Raw genomic sequence first — 23,823 nt, 5'->3', positions numbered from 1 at the left:
ATAGAGAAAGAATGCTGTATTACTTATTCGAATATTTAGAAAAACAGTTCCAGTTTCCTGGGGCATCACTCTTTGGGTTTTTAACCTTTAGAGCAGCATTGGCTATGATTTTTGCTTTGCTTTTTTCAACAATTTACGGTAAAAAAATAATTAGCTTTTTATCTAGAAAGCAAATGGGAGAAACCATTCGTGATTTAGGTTTAGACGGTCAAAAAGAAAAGGCGGGCACACCTACAATGGGTGGAATTATTATTATTCTAGCCACATTAATTCCTGTTTTGTTATTAGCAAAGCTTTCAAATATTTACATTATTTTATTAATAGTAACCACCATTTGGATGGGGATTATTGGCTTTATAGATGATTATTTAAAGAAGTTTAAAAATGATAAAGATGGATTAAAAGGACGTTTTAAAATTTTAGGTCAAGTTGGTTTAGGTATTATAGTGGGTAGTACATTGTTTTTTCATCAAGATGTTACCATGAAGGAGAAATTACCAATAGAGCAGCAACGTGTTTTATTGGCAGAAAACCCGGATATAGCGCCATCGAAGTTATTTTCGACCGAAATGAAATCGACTAAAACAACTATTCCTTTTGTAAAGGGAAATGAGATTGAATACGCAAAGTTAATCACATGGATTAGCCCAGATTTAGAAAAGTATGCTTGGATAATTTTTATTCTAGTTACCATTTTTATAATCGCAGCCGTTTCAAACGGTGCTAATTTAACCGATGGTATCGACGGTTTAGCTGCAGGAACATCGGCAATTATTGTCCTTACGCTGGGCATATTTGCATGGGTTTCTGGTAATATTATTTTCTCGGAATATCTCAATATTATGTATATCCCACGTGTTGAGGAAATCACTATTTATATAGCTGCCTTTGTTGGTGCGTTAATTGGTTTTCTTTGGTATAATACCTATCCGGCGCAAGTCTTTATGGGAGATACAGGGAGCTTAACTATTGGTGGGATTATAGCGGTAATAGCTATAGCTGTTAGAAAAGAATGGTTAATACCAGTGCTTTGCGGAATCTTTTTAGCTGAAAATTTATCGGTAGTAATGCAGGTGAGTTGGTTTAAGTATACAAGGAAGAAATATGGTGAAGGTCGACGCATTTTTAAAATGTCGCCGTTGCATCATCATTATCAAAAATCGGGATATCACGAAAGTAAAATTGTAACACGATTTTGGATTGTTGGCATTTTGTTAGCTATTCTTTCAATTGTAACATTAAAAATTAGATAGTGAATGTATGGTTTCCGCGAAAGCGGAGATGGTATAAAATAATAAAGAAATGACCAAACAAAGACTAGTCATATTAGGTGGAGGAGAAAGTGGTGTAGGAACTGCGCTTTTGGCTAAAACTAAAGGCTTCGATGTTTTTGTTTCTGATAAGGGAAAAATAAAAGAAAATTATAAACAAGTTCTTGTACAAAATGATATTGAATGGGAAGATGAAAAACATTCGGAAGAGAAAATTCTGAATGCTAACATCATCATGAAAAGTCCTGGTATTCCTGATAAAGTGCCTTTGGTAAAACAAATTCGTGAAAAGGGAATTAAGGTGGTTTCGGAAATTGAATTTGCATCCAAATATACCAATGCAACAGTAATTGGTATTACAGGGAGTAATGGTAAAACAACAACGGCAACGCTGGCGCATCACATTTTAAAAGAAGAATTAAATGTAGGGTTAGCAGGTAATATTGGCGATAGTTTTGCTAAGCAGGTTTTGGAAGAAAATTTTGATAATTACGTGCTTGAAATTAGCAGTTTTCAGTTAGATGATATCATCGACTTTAAGCCTAAAATTGCTGTAATAACCAATATTACTCCAGATCATTTAGATCGATACGATTATAAATTTGAAAATTATATTGCGTCTAAATTTCGAATTGCCAAGAACCAAAGTAAGGACGATTATTTAATTTATGATGCCGATGACGAGGTGATTGTAGATTATCTAAAAAAGAATCCGGTTCAATCAATATTATTGCCGTTTTCGTTAGTGAAAACTATAGAGAATGGTGCGTATTTAGACAAAGAAAATATTAAAATAACAATAGATAACACCCAAATAATTATGCCAACAAATAAAATAGCATTAGAAGGAAAACACAACGTAAAGAACGCTATGGCGGCTTCTACTGTTGCGCATTTACTAAAAATAAGAAAACAAACCATTCGCGAAAGTTTAGAGAATTTTCAAGGTGTAGAGCATAGGTTAGAGCATGTTTTAAAAATAAATAAAGTACAGTATATAAACGATTCTAAAGCAACAAATGTCAATGCAACTTATTTTGCTTTAGAAAGCATGAGTGCACCAACGGTTTGGATTGTTGGAGGTGTAGATAAGGGTAACGATTATCAAGAATTGTTTCGATTTGTAAACGAGAAGGTTAAAGCTATTATTTGTTTAGGTGCAGAAAACGAAAAGTTAATGAGCACTTTTGGCAACATGGTTGATGTAATTATTGAAACTCAATTTATGAGTGAAGCTGTAAAAATCGCTTATAAAATAGCAGAATCTGGAGATAATGTATTGTTATCGCCAGCTTGTGCAAGTTTCGATTTATTCGAAAATTACGAAGATAGAGGGCGTCAGTTTAAAAACGCTGTTAGAAATTTATAGAAAATGAGTTCTGTATAAAGTGCGGAACAAATAATAAAAAGAGGTAAGGTAAAAATTAAATGCAAGCGTTATTTAAAAACATAAAAGGAGATCGATTAATTTGGGCAATTGTAGCGCTGCTAGCTATATTGTCTTTCTTGCCTGTGTATAGTGCGGCGAGCGATTTGGCGTACAGTAAATACGACGGAAACACATTTATTTCTTTCGTAAAACACTTTATGCACTTGTTTTTAGGTTTTGCTATTATGTATGGTGTTCATAAAATACCATACCGTTATTTTAAAGGCTTGTCTTTAGTTATGATTCCTGTGGTTTTGGTGTTGTTGGTAATTACTATGATGCAAGGAACGGTAATGGGAGGGGCAAGTGCGAGCCGATGGATTAAGATACCTGTTGTTGGGTTATCTTTTCAGACATCTACGCTGGCGTTTGTTGTGTTAATGGTTTATGTGGCGCGATATATGTCGAAGATAAAAGATGTAGTTGTGTCTTTTAAAGCATCAATTTTACCGCTTTGGGTACCTGTATTTTTTATTTTGGCTTTAATTTTGCCGTCTAACTTTTCTACAGCGGCCATTATGTTTTTAATGGTCATGATTTTAGTTTTTTTAGGAGGCTATCCAATTCGTTATTTAGCTGTGATTTTAGGTTCAGGCTTAGTTGCTTTGGTGTTCTTTATTATGGTTGCTAAGTTAACTACAGGGCCACTTCATGTAAAAGTAACAACCTGGGAAAATAGGATTAAAAACTATTCGAACAACGAAGATACCGATGCCGATTATCAAATTGAAAAAGCTAAAATAGCAATTGCTTCAGGAGGAATTAGTGGTGTTGGTCCAGGGAAAAGTATTCAAAAACATGCTTTGCCGCAATCATCATCCGATTTTATTTTTGCGATTATAATTGAAGAATACGGGTTAATAGGTGGTTTCTCAATCATGATTTTATACATGTGGTTATTGTTTAGAATAGTAATTGTATCTCAAAAAGCAGATACTATTTTCGGTAAATTATTAGTGCTAGGTGTGGGGTTGCCTATTGTTTTTCAAGCCTTAATAAATATGGCGGTTGCAGTGGAGTTGTTTCCGGTAACAGGACAAACATTGCCATTAATAAGTAGTGGAGGAACATCTATTTGGATGACGTGTTTAGCTGTTGGTATTATCTTAAGTGTAAGTGCTAGGCGAGAAGAAATCAAGGAAAAAGAAATAAATGAAGATAATCCGTTAGAAATTCTTTCGGAAGCTATATAATTATTGAATTTAAAAAGAGTGAATTATTCCCTTTCGGGGAAATGACTATAAGGTATGAAACCATATAAAATTATATTATCGGGAGGCGGAACAGGCGGACATATTTATCCGGCTATCGCTATTGCGAACGAGTTAAAGCTACGTTTTCCTGATGCTGAGTTTTTGTTTGTTGGCGCAAGTGATCGTATGGAAATGGAAAAAGTGCCTCAAGCAGGTTATGATATAAAAGGACTTTGGATTTCGGGTATTCAGCGTAAGCTAACCTTTAAAAATTTAATGTTTCCATTTAAGTTAATCAGTAGTTTGTGGAAAGCGAATGGAATTGTAAGATCTTTTAAGCCGGATATTGCCATTGGTACCGGTGGATTTGCGAGCGGGCCGTTATTGCAAGTTGCAAACTTTAAAGGTGTGCCAACTTTAATTCAGGAGCAAAATTCATACCCAGGAATCACTAATAAATTTTTATCTAAAAAGGCTAAAAAAATATGTGTGGCTTATGATAATCTAGAACGATTTTTTCCAGTAGAAAAAATTATAAAAACGGGTAACCCAGTGCGTCAAGGTTTATTGGACATTGATACAAAAAGAGAAGCGGGAATAGAGTACTTCGATTTAAAAAAAGGAAAAGTTACGCTTTTGGTTATTGGAGGAAGTTTAGGGGCTCGACGAATAAATCAATTAATTGAGAAGAAATTAGATTTTCTGGATACGCAGAATGTTCAAATTATTTGGCAATGCGGGAAATTATATTATCAACAATATAAAATTTATGGAAACACCAAAAATGTGCAGGTTCATGAGTTTTTAAACAACATGGATTTGGCCTATGCTGCTGCAGATGTGGTGATTTCGAGAGCGGGAGCGAGTTCTGTATCCGAGCTTTGTATCGTTGGAAAACCGGTGATTTTTATTCCATCGCCAAATGTTGCTGAAGACCATCAGACCAAAAACGCTATGGCTGTCGTAGATAAAGATGCCGCCATGATTATAAATGAGGAAGATTTGGATGCCGATTTTCAAAATAAGTTCTCGCAACTTATTGCAGCGCCAGGTCGTCAAGCAGAATTAGGAAAAAATATTAAACAATTAGCATTGGTAAATGCTACGAAAGATATAGTAAATGAAGTTGAAAAGCTTCTAAAGAGATAAATGAATTTAAACAGCATACATAATATCTATTTTATTGGCATTGGCGGTATCGGCATGAGTGCTATAGCACGCTATTTTAATGCGAATAATAAGCTTGTGGCAGGTTATGATAAAACCCAAACGGCAATTACTGATAGTTTGGTGGAATTGGGTGTGCAAGTTCATTTTGATGATGATATAAAACAGATTGATTCGGTTTTTTTAAATTCAGAAAATACATTGGTGGTTTATACACCAGCGGTTCCTAAAGGACATTTAGAATTAAATTACTTTAGAAAAAATGATTTTAAGGTTTTAAAGCGTTCTGAGATTTTAGGATTAATTACGGAAAACACGGTGTGTTTAGCTGTTGCAGGAACCCATGGAAAAACGACAACAACAAGTATCCTTGGACATTTAATGCATGAATGTAATGTACCACTTACTGCCTTTTTAGGAGGTATAAGTGAAAATTATAATTCAAATTTAATTTTACAAGGGGCAGAGGTTTCAGTTGTAGAGGCTGATGAGTTCGATCGTTCGTTTATGACATTGTCTCCAGATTTTGCTGGAATCACGTCAATGGATGCCGATCATTTGGATATTTATGGAGATGCTTCAGAATTAAAAAAAACTTTTGAAGATTTTTCAAAACGAATAAAACCAAACGGTAAGTTGTTTATAAAAAACGGATTACCATTAAAGGGAATAACTTACGGTATTGAAGATGATTCTGATTATACTGTTCAAAATATAAAAATTATAAATGGCACTTATGTTTTTGATGTAAAAACACCAATAACAGTGCTAGAAAATTTGGAGTTTAACCTGCCAGGTAGACATAATTTGTCGAATGCATTATTGGCTTTGGCGATGGCTGTAGAATATGGTTGCCCGTACCAACAGCTCGCCAAGGCATTAGCATCTTACAAAGGTGTTAAACGCAGATTTACTTATCAAATTAAAACGGATGCCTTGGTGTATATTGATGATTATGCACATCATCCAGAGGAAATTAATGCTGTACATCAAGCGGTTCGTGAAATGTATCCAAATAAGAAAGTATTGGCTATTTTTCAGCCACATTTATTCAGCAGAACAAAAGATTTTATTGCTGATTTTGCAAAAAGCTTATCGCAGTTTGATGAGTTAATGTTATTGGATATTTATCCTGCTAGAGAATTACCTATTGAAGGCGTAACATCGGAATGGTTATTGGATAAGGTTACAATTGAAAATAAGCAGTTGGTGAATAAAGCCGAAATGCTTTCAGAAATTAAAAAAAGTAATGCTGATGTGATACTTACTATTGGTGCAGGTGATATTGGCGAACAAGTAAAATATATAAAAAAAACGTTGAGTTGTGAAAGTTAATTGGAATTACATAAAGATGATCGGTTTGCTCGGTTTGGTAGTTTTTCTATTTGCTTTTGCATCAGGAAGAAATAACACGAGGTTTGTAACAGATCCCGCTGTGAAATTTATTGGAGAGGATAACTTATTTATTACTAATGAGACTGTTAGTAAATTGTTAATACAAAATTACGGTAGTGTTAGAAACGTTGCTAAAGAAACTTTAGATTTGAATAAGTTGGAAAATACTCTCAAATCTAATCCAATGATTGAAAGTGCGGAAGTTTATATAGCAGTAAATGGTACGCTTAACGCCGAAATAGAACAAAAAACACCAATAGCACGAGTTAATACAAATGCCTCTTATTATATTGACGATCGCGGTTTTTATATGCCGTTGTCAACTAATTATTCGGCAAGAGTGCCACTTGTTACTGGTTTTGTTGAGAAAAATAACTTAGAAAACATATTTAAAATTGCAACAAAAATTAAAGATGATCATTTTTTAAAAACGAATGTCATTGAAATTCACCAAAGTGCTAATAATGTGTTATTTTTAAAATTAAGACAGTGTAAGTTTTTAGTGCAATTAGGTGATTTAGAATTAATAGACAAAAAAATAAATAATTTGAAAGCATTTTATCAAAAAAACATCAAAGAAAAGACGCTAGATAATTATAGCAAAGTAAATTTGCAATTCGATAACCAAGTAGTATGTACCAAAATATAAGCCATGGAGCATAACATATCAGTAGGATTAGATATAGGGACCACAAAAATTGTGGCTATGATTGGTCGTAAAAATGAATACGGCAAACTTGAAATTTTAGGCATAGGAAAGTCTAAAAGTTTAGGTGTGCACCGTGGTGTAGTAAATAATATTACACAAACTATTCAATCCATTCAGCAAGCAGTTCAAGAAGCAGAAGCAGCAGCCGAAATGAAAATTGATGGTGTTACGGTAGGTATTGCGGGACAGCATATTCGAAGTTTACAGCATAGCGATTATATAACGCGATCAAATTCGGAACTTGTCATTGATGAAGATGATATAGATCGATTAATAAACCAAGTGCATAAACTAGTAATGCTTCCAGGGGAAGAAATTATTCATGTATTACCACAAGAATATAAAGTTGATGGTCAAGCTGAAATAAAAGAGCCTATAGGAATGTATGGTGGCCGTTTAGAAGCAAATTTCCATGTGGTAGTTGGTCAAGTATCATCTATTCGAAATGTTGGACGTTGTATACAAAGCGCCGATTTAAATTTAGAAGGTATCACGTTAGAACCTTTAGCATCAGCTAATGCAGTTTTAAGCCAAGAGGAAAAAGAAGCCGGTGTCGCGTTAATTGATATAGGTGGAGGTACAACGGATTTAGCCATTTTTAGAGATGGTATTATTCGTCATACCGCAGTTATTCCTTTCGGAGGAAATGTAATTACAGAAGATATAAAGGAAGGCTGTTCTATTATTGAGAAACAAGCCGAATTATTAAAAATAAAGTTTGGTTCAGCATGGCCAGGCGAAAACAAAGACAACGAAATTGTTTCTATTCCAGGTTTACGAGGTCGTGAACCAAAAGAAATAACATTAAAAAATCTCTCAAAAATTATTCATGCACGTGTTGTGGAAATTATAGAACAAGTGTACGTTGAAATTAAAAATTACGGTCACGAAGAACAAAAGAAAAACCTTATTGCGGGTATTGTTTTAACAGGTGGAGGAAGCCAGTTAAAGCACTTAAAGCAATTGGTAGAATACATAACTGGTATGGATACCCGAATTGGTTACCCTAACGAACATTTGGCAGGCGATAGTAACGAGGATGTTACAAGTCCGCTTTTTGCAACTGCAGTTGGTTTAGTGTTAGACGGGTTAAAACGTCAAGAACGCAAAAAAATAGAGCAACAGGTTGAAGAAGAAGTTATAGAAGAAGAAGTAGAAATAGAAGACAGCCCTGCTGAAGAAATTAAAGTAGAACCGGTTAGAGAAAGACGTTCTTTTCTCGATAAATTAACCGAACGCGTTAAAGATTTTTTAGATAACGCAGAATAAAAATATTGATAAAGAAATCCATTGAATAAAAAATATTTAGTACAAAACCCCAGTAAAACAGAGTTATGAGCAGCAACAAAGAATTCGAAAACATTGCATTTGATTTACCTAAAAATCAATCAAATGTTATTAAAGTTATTGGCGTTGGTGGTGGCGGTAGTAACGCTATCAATCACATGTTCCAACAAGGTATAAAAGGTGTCGACTTTTACGTATGTAATACCGATGCACAAGCCTTGCAAAACAGTGGTGTTCCAAACAAAATACAATTAGGTCTAAACTTAACCGAAGGTCTTGGTGCAGGAGCAAATCCTGATATCGGAGAACAATCGGCAGTAGAAAGTTTTGAGGATATCTCTCAAATGTTAGATTCAAACACTAAAATGGTATTTATTACTGCCGGAATGGGTGGTGGTACTGGTACTGGTGCAGCCCCTATTATTGCTAAAATGGCCAAAGACATGGATATTTTAACTGTAGGCATTGTTACTATGCCTTTTCAGTTTGAAGGAAAAATGCGTATCGAACAATCTCAAAAAGGTATTGAGAAATTGCGAGGTATGGTCGATTCATTAATTGTAATTAACAACAATAAGCTTCGTGAGGTTTACGGAAATCTTGGTTTTAAAGCCGGGTTCTCGAAAGCAGACGAAGTACTATCTACCGCTGCTCGTGGTATAGCCGAAGTTATTACACATCACTATACACAAAATATTGATTTACGTGATGCTAAAACCGTATTAAGTAATAGTGGAACAGCTATTATGGGTTCTGCATTAGCGTCTGGTCAAAACCGTGCGCAAGATGCTATTCGTAAAGCATTAGATTCACCATTATTAAACGATAATAAAATTACAGGTGCTAAAAACGTACTGCTTTTAATCGTTTCTGGAGCTCAAGAAATTACTATAGACGAAATAGGAGAAATTAACGACCACATTCAAAATGAAGCTGGCCACGGCGCCAACATTATTATGGGTGTAGGTGAAGATGAATCTTTAGATGAATCTATTGCTGTAACTATAATAGCAACTGGTTTTAATATTGAACAACAAGACGAAATTTCTAATACTGAAACTAAAAAAGTAATTCATTCTTTAAGTGAGGAAAAAGAGATAGAAGCTAAAGAAGTTAAATCTGAGGTTATTGTGCCGCCAGTTGTTGTTGAAAAAAAGGAAGAGCCGAAAGTAGTAAAACATACGTTGGATTTAGATGAAGAGGAGGAATTCACTTTTTTGGAAAAAAGCGTGATAAGAAAGGATAAATTATCATCGCCGCCACAAAATATTGATTTAATTCCTACCTCGGAGATTTTAAGAAACATGAAAGTCGTTTATGATGAAGTTCGTGTGAATGTAGAAGATGAAGATGATTTTATTATTAACTCTGTAAATAAACAAATAGACGAATTTGAAAATAGTCGTGAAGTTGAAGTAATTGCCGAAGACTTTGAAGAAGAAAAACAAATAACCTTAACCTTCGATTTGCCAATTAGCCGTGAGACTAAAAAGGAAGAGAGAAAAGAAGAAGTTATCGAGAAGAAAGTTACTTTCAGTCTAGACGATGAGGATATTAAGGATATTGCTGTTAACGACCATGTAGAGGTTATTCCAGAAGTTAAACCGAATGCAAACGGAGATGTTAGGTATTCTTTAGATGATTTCTCGGAAGTAGAAGCGGCGTTAATTAGAAAACAAACTTCTGCTAAACAGATTATTGATGAAATAGGAGAAGATATTGTTTTCGAAAGAAAAGTGGTTAGGAAAGAAGAACCTGTTAAGAAAGATGTTGTAGAGGAAGAGATTGACCCGATGAACACGCCAATTTCAGAATTATTGAAAGAACGTGCAGCAGAACGCCGTCGTAAAATGAAGGATTTCAACTATAAATTCAATAATGCAAAAATTGATGATATAGAAAAAGTGCCAGCATACAAACGTCAAGGTGTTAATTTAGAGGATTCTAAACACTCATCAGATAACGATTTTTCTAGAACAAGCATTGGTTTAGATGATAATGATGATTTACAAGTGAGAAGTAATAATTCATTTTTACATGATAATGTAGATTAATGATATAACTAGTAAATTTATCTAAATAATAAGCCCGAAAAGTAAACAATACTTTTTGGGTTTTTTTATGGTTTTTTTAAAATTTACTACCGAAACTAATCATTGATTCGAGTAATTTAATACTAAGTTTTTTTTATCTTCGCATACTAAATAAATTGAAAAATGGCTCTTCAAGAAGAAATAATGACTGCGCTTAAAAGTGCAATGAAATCTAAAGATCAAACGGCACTTACGGCTTTGCGTGCTGTAAAATCGGCTATTTTGTTAGCTCAAACAGAAAGTGGAGCTAAAGAAGAGTTAAACGAAGATCAAGAGCTTAAAATACTTCAGAAACAAGTAAAGCAACGTAAAGATAGTGCTGCTATTTATTTAGAGCAAGGTAGAGAAGATTTGGCTACTCCGGAACTAGCAGAGGCAGAGGTTATTTCTCAGTTTTTACCAGAAGCGTTATCCGATGAGGAAATTGAAAAGGTAGTTGTTGCTGTTATAGAACAAACAGGAGCAGACGGTATGAAAGATATGGGTAAAGTTATGGGAATGGTTAGCAAAGAACTTGCAGGACAAGCCGATGGTAAAACTATTTCTTCTATAGTAAAACAAAAATTAATTTAATAAACAATATCGCTTAGGCGGAAAAATGGCTGCGTAGTTCAACTGGATAGAATATCAGATTTCGGCTCTGATGGTTGGGGGTTCGAATCCCTTCGCGGTCACAAATATAAAAGTGTGAAATGTTTGTTTAAAACGTTTCACATTTTTTTTTACCAATGAAATTATCTATAAGAGAAGACAATTAGCTATTTCAGAATTATTTATATCTTTCTAAGGAAAAATTTATAAAAATATGATTAAAAGAAATTTATCTAAAATAGTGCTTATAATTGCGATGCTTTTAAATATTCTAAGCTTTGACTTTGTTGATTTAAGTTTAGAATCTACAAGATTTCGTTTATTTCTATGTGCTACTGTAGTTTTTGTTATTTGTGTGATTTTAATTTTTGTTAATGAATCTAAACACAAAAAAAGAAACAGCTAGGTCTTATCAATATTAAAAAGTAATAGGTTGTGTCTTTAAACGAGTTTTGTGGGCAAAGTGTAATTTAGCCTCTTTTTTATAAATACTAGTAGTGAAAATTCTATGCGTTATTTTATGTCATTTTTCGAATAAAGAATTCTGAATAATTTCTTTAGTGATATTTGTCATAGAATAAGTTATCTTTCTTCAATAGATTTACGCTTGTAATAAAAAAAGAAAGATGAAAGCAAACACACCTATATCTACTATAATGACTAAAACAATTATAGGTTTAACTAGAGAAGATGATTTAAAAAGAGCAGAAATGCTTTTTAATAGACATAGAATTAAACATATACCCGTGGTTGAAGGAGAGAGTATTATTGGTATGATTAGTTATACCGATTTAATGCGTATTAGCATCCCTAAAGCTATTGCAGATAATAATTACAGCTTAGATAGTGTAGTGCCTAATAACTTTACTATAGAGCAGGTTATGGAGAAAAATGTAGTTACAGTAACTCCAGAAACATCAATTAAAGATGTAGCTTTAATTTTGGCTAGTAAAGGGTTTCATTCTTTACCAGTTGAAAAGGATGGAGTGTTACTAGGTATTATTACAACTAGGGATTTATTAAACTATTTTATTAAAGAATGTTAAGAATTAGCTAAAGCTTTCAATTGTTTTATTGTTTCTATTTGGTTTTCACTTTTAAATACGTGACTTCCAGCAACAAAAACATCTGCGCCAGCTTCAACTAGTTGTTTGATATTTTTATCGGTAACACCACCATCAATTTCAATTCGTGTATTTAAACCTTGTTCGTTAATCATTTTTCGAAGCTTTTTTACTCTGTTGTAAGTCATGTCCTCAAACTTTTGGCCACCAAAACCTGGATTTATTGACATAAGTAAAACCATATAGCACTTAGGTAGAATATCTTCTAAAACAGAAACAGGTGTTGTAAGGTTTAAAACCACGCCTGCTTTACAGCCTGCATCTTCTATTTGAGTAAGTGTGCGGTGTAGGTGTACTGTAGATTCATGATGAACAGTAATAATATCTGCTCCAACTTTTGCGAATTCTTCAATATAACGTTCTGGTTTTTCAATCATTAAATGCACATCTAAAGGTTTTGTAGCATGCTTTTTAATAGCAGCAATAACAGGCATACCATAAGAGATGTTTGGTACAAAGTGACCATCCATTACATCAATATGAAACCAATCGGCTTCACTGTTATTAACCATTTCTGTATCACGTTGTAAGTTGCCGAAATCGGCAGCAAGCATGGAAGGTGCAATTAATTTAGAAGACATTTTATTTGATTTTGCGTTGTTTCCGCAAATCTAATGTTTTTTATTAGTTGGTAGTTAATAGGTCTTCAATAATTTTTAAAAAGAGACTACTGTTTTCAAAATTGTTTTGCTCTAAGTTTGTAATGTATTTTTGTAAACCGTAAAGTGCATTAATATCTTCAATAACCATATAATTGGTACCGAAGGCATTAAAGCTTAATTGAGAAATGGGATTGTTTAATATTTCGATAATATTTGTATGTCTCGAATCTTTTTTGATTTTTAGATAAACTTTATCTACGGCAGTAGATTGGCCTTCAGTTATTTGAAAAAAAGTATTTTCTTTTTTTACTAAAACTCCCGTAATGTTTTCGGTGTCATTTTTGTTTTGGGTTTCATTGAATAAGGCTTCGAGTTCTAAAATATTTAGAGTTGATTTTATCTTACTTTTATAGCAAATGGTTTTTAGCATTTACCAAATATAGTAATATAAATTTTGTAAATATAAAGAGACGGGTTTTGACAGATTAATCTTTTGTTTATAAAGATGGTAATTCTGTAGTTAAATATTCTGTCTTTTAGTTATTGAGAAACGTTAATAAAGTTTTCAACCATAACAATAATTTGATTTGCGAGCTTGTTTTCTGCTCCACGAAGCCATTCTAAATAGTTATGAAGGTTTTTTATTGCTTGCTTGTTATCTACTATTGTAAAGCCAAAATGATAATCTTGAAAAATAATTTCTTCAATCGAAGTGTCTACTACTTTAAGAACGTGCTGGTGCCTTGGGTCGATTTTAATTCTTTCAAAAACCTCATTAACAGTGTTTTTTTCGCCTTCAAGAACTTGTAAAAAGGTTTGATTTTTGTATATAAGAATACCTGTTATACCTTGCTTTGAATTGTTTATTTTAGCTTTATTATATAATGTTTTTAGTTTTTCTTGGGATTTATGTTCTACAGAATGACTTATATAGCAAATGGTTTTCATAGTTGAGTTGGTTAAACTTTATAGTGGTTTTGCTAAAGTATAAAAAAAATAGTATGAAATAAGAAAATCTCAAATACATAAAAAAATAAACCCGCGGTAATCAGCCGCGGGTTCTTTCATCAATCAAAAAACGAACAGTTATTTTTGTAACTGTTTGTAGTCATTATTTAGTCGTAAAAAAATGATTTTACTAACCTAAATATGTTTTAAGTATTTTACTTCTAGACGTATGTTTTAATCTACGAATAGCTTTTTCTTTAATTTGGCGCACACGTTCTCGTGTAAGGTCGAAAGTTTCACCTATTTCCTCTAAAGTCATTGGGTGTTGGTTTCCTAAACCAAAGTATAAACGAATAACATCAGCCTCACGAGGTGTTAATGTTTCTAAAGCACGTTCAATTTCTGTACGTAATGATTCGTGTAATAATTCACGATCTGGATTTGGAGATTCACCTGAATTTAATACATCGTATAAGTTAGAATCTTCTCCTTCAACTAAGGGAGCATCCATACTTACGTGACGTCCAGAGTTTTTCATCGACTCCTTAACATCATTAATCGTCATATCCAATTCTTTTGCAATTTCTTCAGCAGAAGGAGGACGCTCATGGCTTTGCTCTAAAAAGGCAAATGTTTTATTAATTTTGTTAATCGAACCAATTTTATTCAATGGTAAACGCACAATACGAGATTGTTCTGCTAATGCTTGAAGAATAGATTGACGAATCCACCAAACAGCATAAGAAATAAATTTAAAACCACGTGTTTCATCAAAACGTTGTGCAGCTTTAATTAAACCTAAATTACCTTCATTAATTAAATCTGGTAATGTAAGACCTTGGTTTTGGTATTGTTTAGCAACCGATACTACGAAACGTAAATTAGCTTTTGTTAACTTTTCTAAAGCGATTTGATCTCCCGCTTTAATACGTTGTGCTAATTCAACTTCTTCGTCTGCAGTAATTAAATCAACCTTTCCAATTTCTTGAAGATATTTATCCAGCGATGCGGTCTCTCTATTGGTAACCTGCTTGGTAATTTTAAGTTGTCTCATTATAAAGTATGTTGTTTAGGTTCTCTGTTAAGGTATTCAATAGTTATACGTTTATATAGCAATAAATGTTACAAAAAAAACAAACTATTTTTTAATACCTATATTATATAGACTCGAAAAGGAATAAAAAGTCACATTTTAGCTTCTTAAATTAGTTGGTGGAATGTATTTTTGTTAAATATTATAGCTCAAGATTAAAATTAATTTAAGTTTATAATTTAGATGTCATCTTATGTGTTTTTAGGTCTGAAAATAAATGTAATTTAAACATATAGATGTAAATTTAATGAGGTAATTCATACTTCATTGAAGAGTGATCTATATGGGTTATTTCATTTTGTTGATTCACAAGGATTTAGGTGCGGTCTGGTTTTTTTCAAAATTTAAGAAAGTGTTAATAAATTTGATGAGATTTTCATATATTACGATGTTTTATCAGTTGTATAAAATAAATAGTTACATGGTAATAGTTTAATATTATCCAAGATAATATTGAATACGCAATATTTGCCACCAAATCACTTAAAAGTCTCAATTGGATACGGGCTTTTTAAACTTTAATAATAGAATAAATATTAAATTTGGAGTGCTAGGTAATCAATAATATATTTCTGTTTGAAAACCTTGTTCTGATAAATATTTTAAATTAGAATACCAATGAAAAATAATGTACTTATTGAAGATCAGTATAAAAGAACTAGTTTATTTGAAAAAGAAAATGTGAATTATCTGGTTCACGTTTTAAAAAGATTTAATACGGTACCAAAGATAAATAACATAAACATTATTACCTCTACAAGTGAGCCTAATGCATTTAAAATTGTACCTAACAAATCTATTATAATTGGAACATCATTTTTAAAAAAACCTGTTTTAGCTTTAGTTTATTTAAGATATGGTATTGAATGGCAGCTTTGGTATAAAGCTTTGGGTAGCGAAAAGCATGATACTGTTTTATGCGATATAGCAGCACTTAAAGTAACTAGGATATTTTATAAATTATTGCCAAAAGATGATAAGGAAAAATTAGAATCTCTTGATTCATTTTTAATTAATTTAATTAAAAGTGATGAAGAATTAAATACTGAATCGTTATTGAAGTATGACGAACTGCAAGCTTTTCATGGTTTAAATAATACCAACAAAGTTTTTAAGGATTCTTGGATACCTATTATTGAAAATCTTGCAAAACCAACGGAATATTTATTAATGGACGGTGGTGATCTAAGATTGAATATAGACGAAATTAATTTATTAAATAAATATGGTTGTCGTCCGTTTCCTAGGCCTGATGCATTTACTTTTGCTTCATCTACGGCTTCAAGTGTTTCTAATTTTGCATTTGATAAAACCGATAAAGTTAGAAGTATATTAATAAGAAATAGCTTGAAAAATGGTTTTAGAAATGCCACTATTGAGTTTTCTGAGTTACTAAAAAACAACCTTAAAAAAATATTTAAATTAAATGACGAATGTCAAATAATTTTTTCCCCATCAGGTACCGATTCGGCACTTCAAATAGCGGCCATAACTCAAATTATTTCGAATAAAGATATTACACATGTTTTAGTCGCTTCTGATGAAACGGGTAGCGGTGTACCTGCCGCATTAAAAGGATGTCATTTTGAAAACACAACAGCTTTAAATCATCCTGTTAAAAAAGGTGATAGAATTGAAGGCTTTAGAGATATTGATTTAATTAAAGTTCCTTTTAGAGATGAAAAAGGAGTGTTAAAATCGTCTAGTCAATTAGATGAAGAAGTTTTTAATGCAATTTCTAAAACCAATGAATTGGGAAGGCATGTGGTATTGCATACCATGGATCAATCAAAATTGGGCTATCAATCTCCTAGTGACGAACTTATTCAAAGATTAAATACATTTGATAATTTATCAATGCAAGTTATTGTAGATGCGGCCCAACTTAGGTTAGACCCTACAGATATAAAAAATTATTTAAGCAAAGGATATATTGTAACTATAACAGGAAGTAAATACTTTACTGGCCCTCCATATTCTGGTGCATTAATTCTGCCTAAAAACGTTAGTAAAGTAATAGATTCTTTAAAGGATACGTTACCAAAGGGGTTAACTGAATATTACCATCATTCCGATTGGCCAACTTCATGGTGCTGTTCAAATGATTTATCTAGTGGATATAATTACGGTTCTTACATGCGTTGGAATGCTGCCATTGTTGAAATGGATAGGTATTTTAAAACACCAATTCTTTATAGAAATATGGGTATTGAAATGTTTTGTGATTTTGTTGATGAATCAATAAAGGAAGCTTCATTTTTAGAGCCAACTTATAGTGATGAAACAAAAACTAATAGTTATAATAGTAAAGAGTTTGGAATAAGAAATATCCGTACTATTTATCCTTTCTTTATTCTTAGAAACAATAAAGCATTATCCATAGACCAAGTAAAAAAGGTTTATACATTATTGAATTCTGATTTATCTGATCAATTTCAAGGTTCACCTTTAGAAATTATTAGGCTGGCTGGTCAAAAATGTCATATAGGACAAGCAGTTAATGTAAAGTATAGTAATGATATTGAAAGTGCTATATTAAGAATTAGTTTAGGAGCAAGAGTAATTTCAGAAAGTTGGGTAAATAGGGATATTAGTCTTTACTTTAGAAATATAGAATTGCAAATGAATCAAATTACAGTAATTATTAAAAAGATAGAATTGATTCTTAATAATCCTGAATTATTGAATTAGATAAGATTGTCTTTATATCTGTCTCATAAAAAAAGCCCAGTAAATGTAAATTACTGGGCTTTTTATGTTTTTTAGAAAATTAAAAAATAGTTATTTAATTTCTCTCATTCTAACTATTTATATTTTTGAAGTAATAAATGTTCCGTTGTTTTCTTGAGCTAACGTTCTCATAAAATCTAAATCGGCATCTTCTCCAAAGGCAATAGTGTGAATTATTACATTGTTTGTGTTTACTTTGCGTATTTCTTCAAGTACAGCTTCAGGGCCACTATTTGGTAGACCATCACTCATTAATACTATTTCTTGTACATCATTCATAGATAAAGCTTCTAGAAGGCCTTTTAAAGTATCTGTGCCTCCTTTGGCTTTTAGGTTTTTTACAAAAATATTTGAAGAGGTTCTCGACATATTGTCGGCGATCCTAAATTCTGTAGACTGTTTTGTAACCTCATTACTAAAAGTAAATACAATGAATTTTTTACCGTCAGGCAGGCCTTTTATTGCAGGTATTAATTTACGTTTTACAGCACCTAGTTTAGTCGCTTCTTTAGAGACTTGTTTGCCAAGAAGGCTCCCTACTTTTCCACCAATAATTTTACTTACCTGATTGCCTGCTGTGTCTCCAACTTCTCTCATAACTTGGTCTTTTACGGAGCCTTCGTCTATGCCTTCCATGCTACCAGAAACATCAATAAGGTAAAGGGTGTTAAGGTTTGATGTTTCAATTTTGTAAAAATCATCAGATTTTTTCATAACATAACACGATTGAAATAGCGTGCAAATAGTAATTAGAGTAAATACTGTTAAAGTTTTTTTCATTTTGATTATAATTTTTTTTATTAGTGTTTAGAAATATGTCTTTCCCTAATTATCTTTTAGGTCGAAACGTATTCAGTCAGTTTATTGTTTTGGGTTATTTATATCTTTTTTGCAGGAAAGCAATAGTGTAATGGATAGTATTGATATAATGGTGTTCTTATTTTCTAGAAGTAAAGTTAAATCTTTTAAAGATGAATATTTCTACAAATGAGAATTTAACGTGAAGCATCTAGAAATAGAGCCTTATTGAAGAGAATTCTAGCTAATGCGTTTAGAATAATTCATCAATATAAGTAAGTAAATTCTTTTTTCTGCTTTGAGCTACAGGAATAGAATGATTACCGTTTAGAATAACTTCTTCATTACGTTTGTTAAATGAAGTGATATAGTTTAAGTTAATTAAAAAACTTTGATGTACACGGAAAAAATTATAATTTTTTAGTTTCTCATCAAATGATTTAAGGGGTTTAGAAACTAATATGCTTTTACCATTTGTTAATAAAAAAGAGGTGTAATTATTATCTGATTTTGCGTATAAAATATCTTTTATATCTACAACATGAATAGCATCTGCATTTTTTAGAACTAATTTTTTAGATTCATCTTTATGAGAAATATTATGCATTAATGTGTTTAACTGCGACTGGTAGTTTGTTTTACTAATATCATTTATAACTTTATTTATAGCCGAAATTAATTCTTTTTCCTTATAAGGTTTCAATAGATAATCTATAGCGCTAAACTTAAAAGCATCTATAGCAAACTTGGCATAAGAGGTGGTAAAAATAATTTTAAAATCAATGGTATCAAATAAATGAAGAAATTCGAAAGCATTACCATCAATAAGAAAAACATCTAAAATTATAAAGTCGGGTTTTAGTTTCTTTATTAGATTTGCGGCTTCTTTAATAGTGTTGGAGTTCCCAGCTATATTTATATTTTTATAGCTTTTTATAATGGACGAAGCATAGGAAAATGCTTGAGGATCGTCTTCTACAATAAAACAAGATATAGCGTTCATAGTAGGGCAAAGATAATATATTTATGCGGTTGTAAAACTTAAAAGAACTTGGGTGCCTTTAAGTGTTGTACTAATCGCAATATCGCCTTTAAAATGTTTTGATGTTTTATTAAGGTTTTTTAATTGTTCTTTTATAATTGCCATACTCATAGATTTATGTAATCGATTAGAATCTTCTTTTCTAACTTCAAAACCTTTACCGTTATCGGTTATGGATACATATAAAATGGTGTCATGCTTATAATATTTTATACTAATAATACCGTTAACATTCTCTTTTAGTCCATGTAATATGGCATTTTCCACAAAAGGTTGGGTAATTAATGTTGGTAGCATATCAAAATCTTCATCTATAGAGTCTTCAACGTTTATTGTGAATGAAAACTTATTATTGTAATTAAGTAGTTGTAGAGTAAGATAAGATTCTAGAGCAGTTTTATCATCTTCAACAGTGATAAAATCATCATCAGATTTTTCTAAAACCAATCGTATTAATTTGGAATAACTAGTAAGATAACTGCTGGATTTCTCCTTGTCATTTTGGTATATGAAATTTTGAATACTTTGTAAAGCATTGAATAGGAAATGTGGATTCAATTGAGTTTTTATCAATTTTTGTTGCAATAATACTTTATCTAATTGTTGCTGCATTTTATAATTTTTGAATCCGAAATAACCTAAAACAGCAATTAGTAAAACAAAAAATATCAAGGCTACAAGTAAATAATTTTGTTGCCTTATTGTAAGTGCTTGAAGTTTGTTTTTTGTATCTAGAATATGAATACGTTGCTCTTTTTTCTCCGATTCATATTTTTCGGTTAATTCTGCTACACTTTCTTTTTGTTGCTCATTGGTAATGGAATCCTTAATTTTATCTTTTAAATCGGCATAATGTAAAGCTGTTTTATATTGTTTTAATCCTAAGTAAGATTCTTTCAGGTTGTTGAATATATATGATTTTAAAAGGCCTTGAGCATCAAGACTTGCGCTATCTAGAAAATTTATAGCTTTGGTGTATTCCTTTTTTTTAAGATAAGCATTGCCTACATTATTGTAAGTAACGTTGATTGTGTTAGTGCTGTTGAGTTCTTTTTTTAATGAAATTGCTTTTTTTCCATAAATAATAGCTCGGTTATAATCTGCCCCTTCATTTGTGAAATATATGGCTAAATTGGTATATATTGTAGATAATGTATTTTTGGAGTTGTACTTTATAGCGAGTTTTTCTGCTTTAAAAATACTTTGTGTATATTTTTCAAAAAGTTTTTGGCTATAGTAAATGTTACATAGGTTAACTAAAATTTGAAGTTTTATTACTTCGTTAAAATCACTTAAGGCAAGAGCTCTTTCTAAGTAAGTTTGTGCATTTTTATAGTTTTTTAATGAAGCATTAATAGCGCCAATATTAGAATAAGTACTAACGAGTTGTTTTGTTTTTTTTGTTTGTTCAAGAATTTCTGCAGCTTCTAAATAAAGAGAGAGAGCTTTAGGGAAATCTTGTTTATAGTACTGTATTGTTGCTAGGTTATGCAGTGTGAGTCCTTTAATGTGTTTAGGTAAATTTCGTGTAAGATTTTCTTGGAGTAAGGAATCTGATTTAGAAAACTCTTTTTTGAAAATGAAAAGACTGCTCTGTTGTAAGTGAGATTTTGCTAGTAGTGTATCATTACTTATCAATTTTGATTCTTTTACAGCTTTTTCTGCATAAGAAAGTGAACTATCAATATTTGTTTGGGCTAATTTTTTAGATTTTAATAAAAGGGTTTCTATCTGTTGATATTTGTTAGTCTTTTCTTGAGCATTTATGGTTGAAGGATTAAATACTATTGTGAAAAAGATAATAACGTAACATAACGTTGCATTAATAGAATAATGCCTTTTTTGTTTAATATAGTGAGTGAGCATATTAGGGTTTATAAACTTGATGCAATATAGAAAAAGCCCAATAAAATTAATTATTGAGCTTTTTTTATTTTGAGAAAAATTAAAAATTAATCTTCTTTTTTATCTTCTCTTGGTTTTCTATCGTCACGACGGTTATCACGACCTCTATTGTCACGAGCACCTCTGTTATCACGTCCACCAGAACGTTTGTCATCTCTTGGTGGTCTTGCAACATAACCTTCTGGTTTTGGTAAAATTGCTTTACGAGATACTTTTTCTTTGCGTGTTCTTGGATCTTGTCCAAAATACTTCACATCAAAAATATCACCCATGTTAACAACATCAGATACGTTTTCAGTACGTTCCCAAGCTAATTCACTTACGTGTAATAAAACCTCGTTTCCTGGCGCATCCATATATTCTACAACGGCTCCAAAATCAAGCATTTTAATAACTTTTACTTCGTAAACGTTACCAACGGTTGGTTTAAATAATAAAGAATCTATTTTTGCCATAACAGCATCAATACCTTTACTACCAACTCCTAATATTTCAACAATACCTTCTTCAGTCACTGGATCTTCGTTAATAACGATAGTAGTCTCAGTTTCTTTTTGCATTTCTTGAATTACTTTTCCTCCTGGTCCAATTAATGCACCAATAAATTCGTTAGGAACTCTACGCGTTACCATTGTAGGCGCATGATCTTTAACACTTTCTGCAGGAGCTGCAATTGTATCAGTAATTTTACCTAAGATATGTAAACGACCTGCACGAGCTTGTTTTAGTGCATTCACTAAAATCTCGTAGCTTAATCCTTTAATTTTAATATCCATTTGGCAAGCAGTAATACCTTCAGTAGTACCAGTTACTTTAAAATCCATATCTCCTAAGTGATCTTCATCACCTAAAATATCAGATAATACAGCATAACGATCACCATCAGAAATTAATCCCATAGCAATACCAGAAACAGGTCTTGTCATTTTAACACCAGCATCCATCATAGCCATTGTACCAGCACAAACTGTTGCCATAGAAGACGAACCGTTAGATTCTAATACTTCTGATACTACACGTACAGTGTAAGGACAATCTGCAGGAATCATTCCTTTTAATGCACGTTGCGCTAAGTTACCATGACCAACTTCTCTACGAGATGTTCCTCTTAATGGTCTAGCTTCACCTGTACAAAAAGGAGGGAAGTTATAATGTAAATAGAAATTCTCCTCACCTTCGTAAGATGGCATATCTATTTTGTTAGCATCTCTAGATGTTCCTAAAGTTACTGTTGCTAAAGCTTGCGTTTCTCCACGTGTAAAAATAGAAGAACCGTGTGTAGATGGTAAGTAATCTACCTCACACCAGATTGGTCTAATTTCATCAGTCTTTCTTCCGTCTAAACGTAAACCTTCGCTTAACGTTAATTCACGAACCGCTTCTTTTTCAGCTTTACTGTAGTATCCTCCAACAAGGTGGCCAAATTCAGCCATTTCTTCTTCAGTAAAAGAAGCTTTAACTTCTTCTTTAACTTCAGCAAATGCATTAGTACGTTCTACTTTAGAAGTTCCCTTCTTAGCAATAGCGTAGCATTTATCGTAAGCTAAATCGTGTATTCTTTTTTGTAATTCTTCGTTAACTTCTGCAGTAGCGTATTCACGAGTTTCTTTTTTACCAAAAGCCTCAGCTAAACGTAATTGTGCAGCAATTTGAACTTTAATCGCTTCGTGAGCAAATTTGATAGCATCTGCCATCTCTTCCTCAGAAATCTCATCCATTTCACCTTCAACCATCATTACAGAATCGGCAGAAGCTCCAATCATCATTTCAAGATCAGATTCTGCTAATTGAGCACGTGTTGGGTTAATTACAAATTCACCATTAACACGACCAACTCTTGCTTCAGAGATAGCACATTCAAATGGGAAATCTGATAATTGAATAGCAGCACTCGCCGCTAAACCAGCCATAGCTTCTGGCATAACATCATCGTCATGAGACATTAATTGAATCATCACTTGTGTTTCTGCGTGATAATCTTTTGGGAATAACGGACGTAAAACACGATCTACTAAACGCATAGTTAAAACTTCACCATCACTAGGTCTTGCTTCTCTTTTAAAGAAACCACCTGGGTAACGTCCAGCAGCAGCAAATTTTTCTCTGTAATCTACCGTTAAAGGTAAAAAGTCAACATCTGCTTGTTTGTAATTGGAAACAACTGTACATAATAACATACATTTTCCTGATTGAACAACAACAGAACCATGGGCCTGTTTTGCTAATTTTCCGGTTTCAATAGAGATTTCTCTACCGTCCCCAAGGTCAATAACCTCCTTAAAAACTTTTGGAATCATAAATTTTTTCTTGTAATTCAAGCATAAATATACTCAAATTATGTTAAACAATGGTCGTTGTGTTGTTGTGTGTAGTTGTTGTGTGCGACCAATGAAAAACCTTTTGTCCCAAACTCATTTTGGGATCTAGCTTCTTCTAATTTGAAAGT

Annotated in this window: 19 protein-coding genes and 1 tRNA gene; 12 read left to right on the top strand and 8 right to left on the bottom strand. The window is 32.3% G+C overall.

The window, feature by feature from the left end; translation table 11 throughout:
- The first annotated feature begins 11 nt into the window (after nt 1–11).
- From mraY to GQR97_RS03035, 11 genes are all read left to right on the top strand, one after another.
- A complete protein-coding gene (gene mraY, locus GQR97_RS03085; protein ID WP_158845173.1) occupies nt 12–1,253 on the top strand; it encodes a phospho-N-acetylmuramoyl-pentapeptide-transferase in 1,242 nt (413 codons plus the stop codon).
- A gap of 49 nt (nt 1,254–1,302) precedes the next feature.
- Nucleotides 1,303–2,640 carry a UDP-N-acetylmuramoyl-L-alanine--D-glutamate ligase gene (gene murD, locus GQR97_RS03080; protein WP_158845170.1) on the top strand — a complete coding sequence of 446 codons (1,338 nt, stop codon included), beginning with the start codon at nt 1,303–1,305 and terminating at the stop codon, nt 2,638–2,640.
- 59 nt (nt 2,641–2,699) lie between these two features.
- Complete coding sequence (locus tag GQR97_RS03075; RefSeq protein ID WP_158845167.1) at nt 2,700–3,893, top strand: FtsW/RodA/SpoVE family cell cycle protein; 1,194 nt, start codon at nt 2,700–2,702, stop codon at nt 3,891–3,893.
- Nucleotides 3,894–3,947: 54 nt separating this feature from the next.
- The gene (gene murG, locus GQR97_RS03070) at nt 3,948–5,042 is read left to right on the top strand and encodes an undecaprenyldiphospho-muramoylpentapeptide beta-N-acetylglucosaminyltransferase (protein WP_158845164.1); all 1,095 of its coding nucleotides are present in this window, start codon (nt 3,948–3,950) and stop codon (nt 5,040–5,042) included.
- Nucleotides 5,043–6,395, top strand: a complete 1,353-nt coding sequence (gene murC, locus GQR97_RS03065; protein WP_158845161.1) for a UDP-N-acetylmuramate--L-alanine ligase — start codon at nt 5,043–5,045, stop codon at nt 6,393–6,395.
- Nucleotides 6,396–6,411: 16 nt separating this feature from the next.
- The gene (locus GQR97_RS03060; RefSeq protein WP_262922301.1) at nt 6,412–7,104 is read left to right on the top strand and encodes a cell division protein FtsQ/DivIB; all 693 of its coding nucleotides are present in this window, start codon (nt 6,412–6,414) and stop codon (nt 7,102–7,104) included.
- A 3-nt stretch (nt 7,105–7,107) separates the two neighbouring features.
- The gene (gene ftsA, locus GQR97_RS03055; protein ID WP_158845156.1) at nt 7,108–8,433 is read left to right on the top strand and encodes a cell division protein FtsA; all 1,326 of its coding nucleotides are present in this window, start codon (nt 7,108–7,110) and stop codon (nt 8,431–8,433) included.
- 65 nt (nt 8,434–8,498) lie between these two features.
- Entirely contained in the window at nt 8,499–10,505 is a 2,007-nt protein-coding gene (gene ftsZ / locus GQR97_RS03050; RefSeq protein WP_158845153.1) for a cell division protein FtsZ, read from the top strand.
- Nucleotides 10,506–10,667: 162 nt separating this feature from the next.
- The gene (locus GQR97_RS03045; RefSeq protein ID WP_158845150.1) at nt 10,668–11,117 is read left to right on the top strand and encodes a GatB/YqeY domain-containing protein; all 450 of its coding nucleotides are present in this window, start codon (nt 10,668–10,670) and stop codon (nt 11,115–11,117) included.
- A 27-nt stretch (nt 11,118–11,144) separates the two neighbouring features.
- Nucleotides 11,145–11,218 (top strand) — tRNA-Arg (locus GQR97_RS03040).
- A gap of 543 nt (nt 11,219–11,761) precedes the next feature.
- Nucleotides 11,762–12,181, top strand: a complete 420-nt coding sequence (locus GQR97_RS03035) for an HPP family protein (RefSeq protein WP_158845147.1) — start codon at nt 11,762–11,764, stop codon at nt 12,179–12,181.
- Here the strand turns inward: GQR97_RS03035 and rpe are convergent.
- The 4 genes from rpe to GQR97_RS03015 all read right to left on the bottom strand — a co-directional run bounded on the left by rpe (nt 12,178) and on the right by GQR97_RS03015 (nt 14,863).
- Nucleotides 12,178–12,840 carry a ribulose-phosphate 3-epimerase gene (gene rpe / locus GQR97_RS03030; protein ID WP_158845144.1) on the bottom strand — a complete coding sequence of 221 codons (663 nt, stop codon included), beginning with the start codon at nt 12,838–12,840 and terminating at the stop codon, nt 12,178–12,180. The two genes, GQR97_RS03035 and rpe, sit on opposite strands and share 4 nt — an antisense overlap.
- A gap of 43 nt (nt 12,841–12,883) precedes the next feature.
- Entirely contained in the window at nt 12,884–13,291 is a 408-nt protein-coding gene (locus GQR97_RS03025; protein WP_158845141.1) for a BLUF domain-containing protein, read from the bottom strand.
- A gap of 110 nt (nt 13,292–13,401) precedes the next feature.
- Entirely contained in the window at nt 13,402–13,809 is a 408-nt protein-coding gene (locus GQR97_RS03020; RefSeq protein ID WP_158845139.1) for a BLUF domain-containing protein, read from the bottom strand.
- Between the two features lie 190 nt (nt 13,810–13,999).
- Nucleotides 14,000–14,863 (bottom strand): RNA polymerase sigma factor RpoD/SigA, encoded by an 864-nt coding sequence (locus GQR97_RS03015; RefSeq protein ID WP_034041378.1) that lies wholly within the window; start codon nt 14,861–14,863, stop codon nt 14,000–14,002.
- A 657-nt stretch (nt 14,864–15,520) separates the two neighbouring features.
- Here GQR97_RS03015 and GQR97_RS03010 point away from each other — a divergent pair.
- On the top strand, nt 15,521–17,593 hold the full coding sequence (locus GQR97_RS03010) for a hypothetical protein (protein WP_158845135.1): 2,073 nt from the start codon (nt 15,521–15,523) through the stop codon (nt 17,591–17,593).
- A 117-nt stretch (nt 17,594–17,710) separates the two neighbouring features.
- On the opposite strand, the gene GQR97_RS03005 is transcribed toward GQR97_RS03010, so the two are convergent.
- From GQR97_RS03005 to GQR97_RS02990, 4 genes are all read right to left on the bottom strand, one after another.
- Complete coding sequence (locus GQR97_RS03005; RefSeq protein ID WP_158845132.1) at nt 17,711–18,412, bottom strand: VWA domain-containing protein; 702 nt, start codon at nt 18,410–18,412, stop codon at nt 17,711–17,713.
- A gap of 271 nt (nt 18,413–18,683) precedes the next feature.
- Complete coding sequence (locus GQR97_RS03000; protein WP_158845129.1) at nt 18,684–19,433, bottom strand: LytR/AlgR family response regulator transcription factor; 750 nt, start codon at nt 19,431–19,433, stop codon at nt 18,684–18,686.
- A gap of 21 nt (nt 19,434–19,454) precedes the next feature.
- Nucleotides 19,455–21,338: a histidine kinase gene (locus tag GQR97_RS02995; RefSeq protein ID WP_158845126.1), complete on the bottom strand. Its 1,884-nt coding sequence runs from the start codon at nt 21,336–21,338 to the stop codon at nt 19,455–19,457.
- Between the two features lie 86 nt (nt 21,339–21,424).
- Complete coding sequence (locus tag GQR97_RS02990) at nt 21,425–23,674, bottom strand: polyribonucleotide nucleotidyltransferase (protein WP_158845124.1); 2,250 nt, start codon at nt 23,672–23,674, stop codon at nt 21,425–21,427.
- Between the last annotated feature and the right edge of the window lie 149 nt (nt 23,675–23,823).

This window comes from Algibacter sp. L1A34 (assembly GCF_009796805.1).
Taxonomy (GTDB): domain Bacteria; phylum Bacteroidota; class Bacteroidia; order Flavobacteriales; family Flavobacteriaceae; genus Algibacter.
This window is presented reverse-complemented; position numbering and strand designations above follow the sequence as displayed.

Bases quoted from the DNA above. Each gene is read 5' to 3' on its own strand.
- GQR97_RS03020 (WP_158845139.1), bottom strand. From the start codon at position 13,809: ATGAAAACCATTTGCTATATAAGTCATTCTGTAGAACATAAATCCCAA.
- murC (WP_158845161.1), top strand. From the start codon at position 5,043: ATGAATTTAAACAGCATACATAATATCTATTTTATTGGCATTGGCGGT.
- murG (WP_158845164.1), top strand. From the start codon at position 3,948: ATGAAACCATATAAAATTATATTATCGGGAGGCGGAACAGGCGGACAT.
- ftsZ (WP_158845153.1), top strand. From the start codon at position 8,499: ATGAGCAGCAACAAAGAATTCGAAAACATTGCATTTGATTTACCTAAA.
- GQR97_RS03035 (WP_158845147.1), top strand. From the start codon at position 11,762: ATGAAAGCAAACACACCTATATCTACTATAATGACTAAAACAATTATA.
- ftsA (WP_158845156.1), top strand. From the start codon at position 7,108: ATGGAGCATAACATATCAGTAGGATTAGATATAGGGACCACAAAAATT.
- mraY (WP_158845173.1), top strand. From the start codon at position 12: ATGCTGTATTACTTATTCGAATATTTAGAAAAACAGTTCCAGTTTCCT.
- GQR97_RS03015 (WP_034041378.1), bottom strand. From the start codon at position 14,863: ATGAGACAACTTAAAATTACCAAGCAGGTTACCAATAGAGAGACCGCA.
- GQR97_RS03000 (WP_158845129.1), bottom strand. From the start codon at position 19,433: ATGAACGCTATATCTTGTTTTATTGTAGAAGACGATCCTCAAGCATTT.
- GQR97_RS03025 (WP_158845141.1), bottom strand. From the start codon at position 13,291: ATGCTAAAAACCATTTGCTATAAAAGTAAGATAAAATCAACTCTAAAT.
- GQR97_RS03060 (WP_262922301.1), top strand. From the start codon at position 6,412: ATGATCGGTTTGCTCGGTTTGGTAGTTTTTCTATTTGCTTTTGCATCA.
- GQR97_RS03005 (WP_158845132.1), bottom strand. From the start codon at position 18,412: ATGAAAAAAACTTTAACAGTATTTACTCTAATTACTATTTGCACGCTA.
- GQR97_RS03010 (WP_158845135.1), top strand. From the start codon at position 15,521: ATGAAAAATAATGTACTTATTGAAGATCAGTATAAAAGAACTAGTTTA.
- GQR97_RS03075 (WP_158845167.1), top strand. From the start codon at position 2,700: ATGCAAGCGTTATTTAAAAACATAAAAGGAGATCGATTAATTTGGGCA.
- GQR97_RS02990 (WP_158845124.1), bottom strand. From the start codon at position 23,674: ATGATTCCAAAAGTTTTTAAGGAGGTTATTGACCTTGGGGACGGTAGA.
- murD (WP_158845170.1), top strand. From the start codon at position 1,303: ATGACCAAACAAAGACTAGTCATATTAGGTGGAGGAGAAAGTGGTGTA.
- GQR97_RS03045 (WP_158845150.1), top strand. From the start codon at position 10,668: ATGGCTCTTCAAGAAGAAATAATGACTGCGCTTAAAAGTGCAATGAAA.
- GQR97_RS02995 (WP_158845126.1), bottom strand. From the start codon at position 21,338: ATGCTCACTCACTATATTAAACAAAAAAGGCATTATTCTATTAATGCA.
- rpe (WP_158845144.1), bottom strand. From the start codon at position 12,840: ATGTCTTCTAAATTAATTGCACCTTCCATGCTTGCTGCCGATTTCGGC.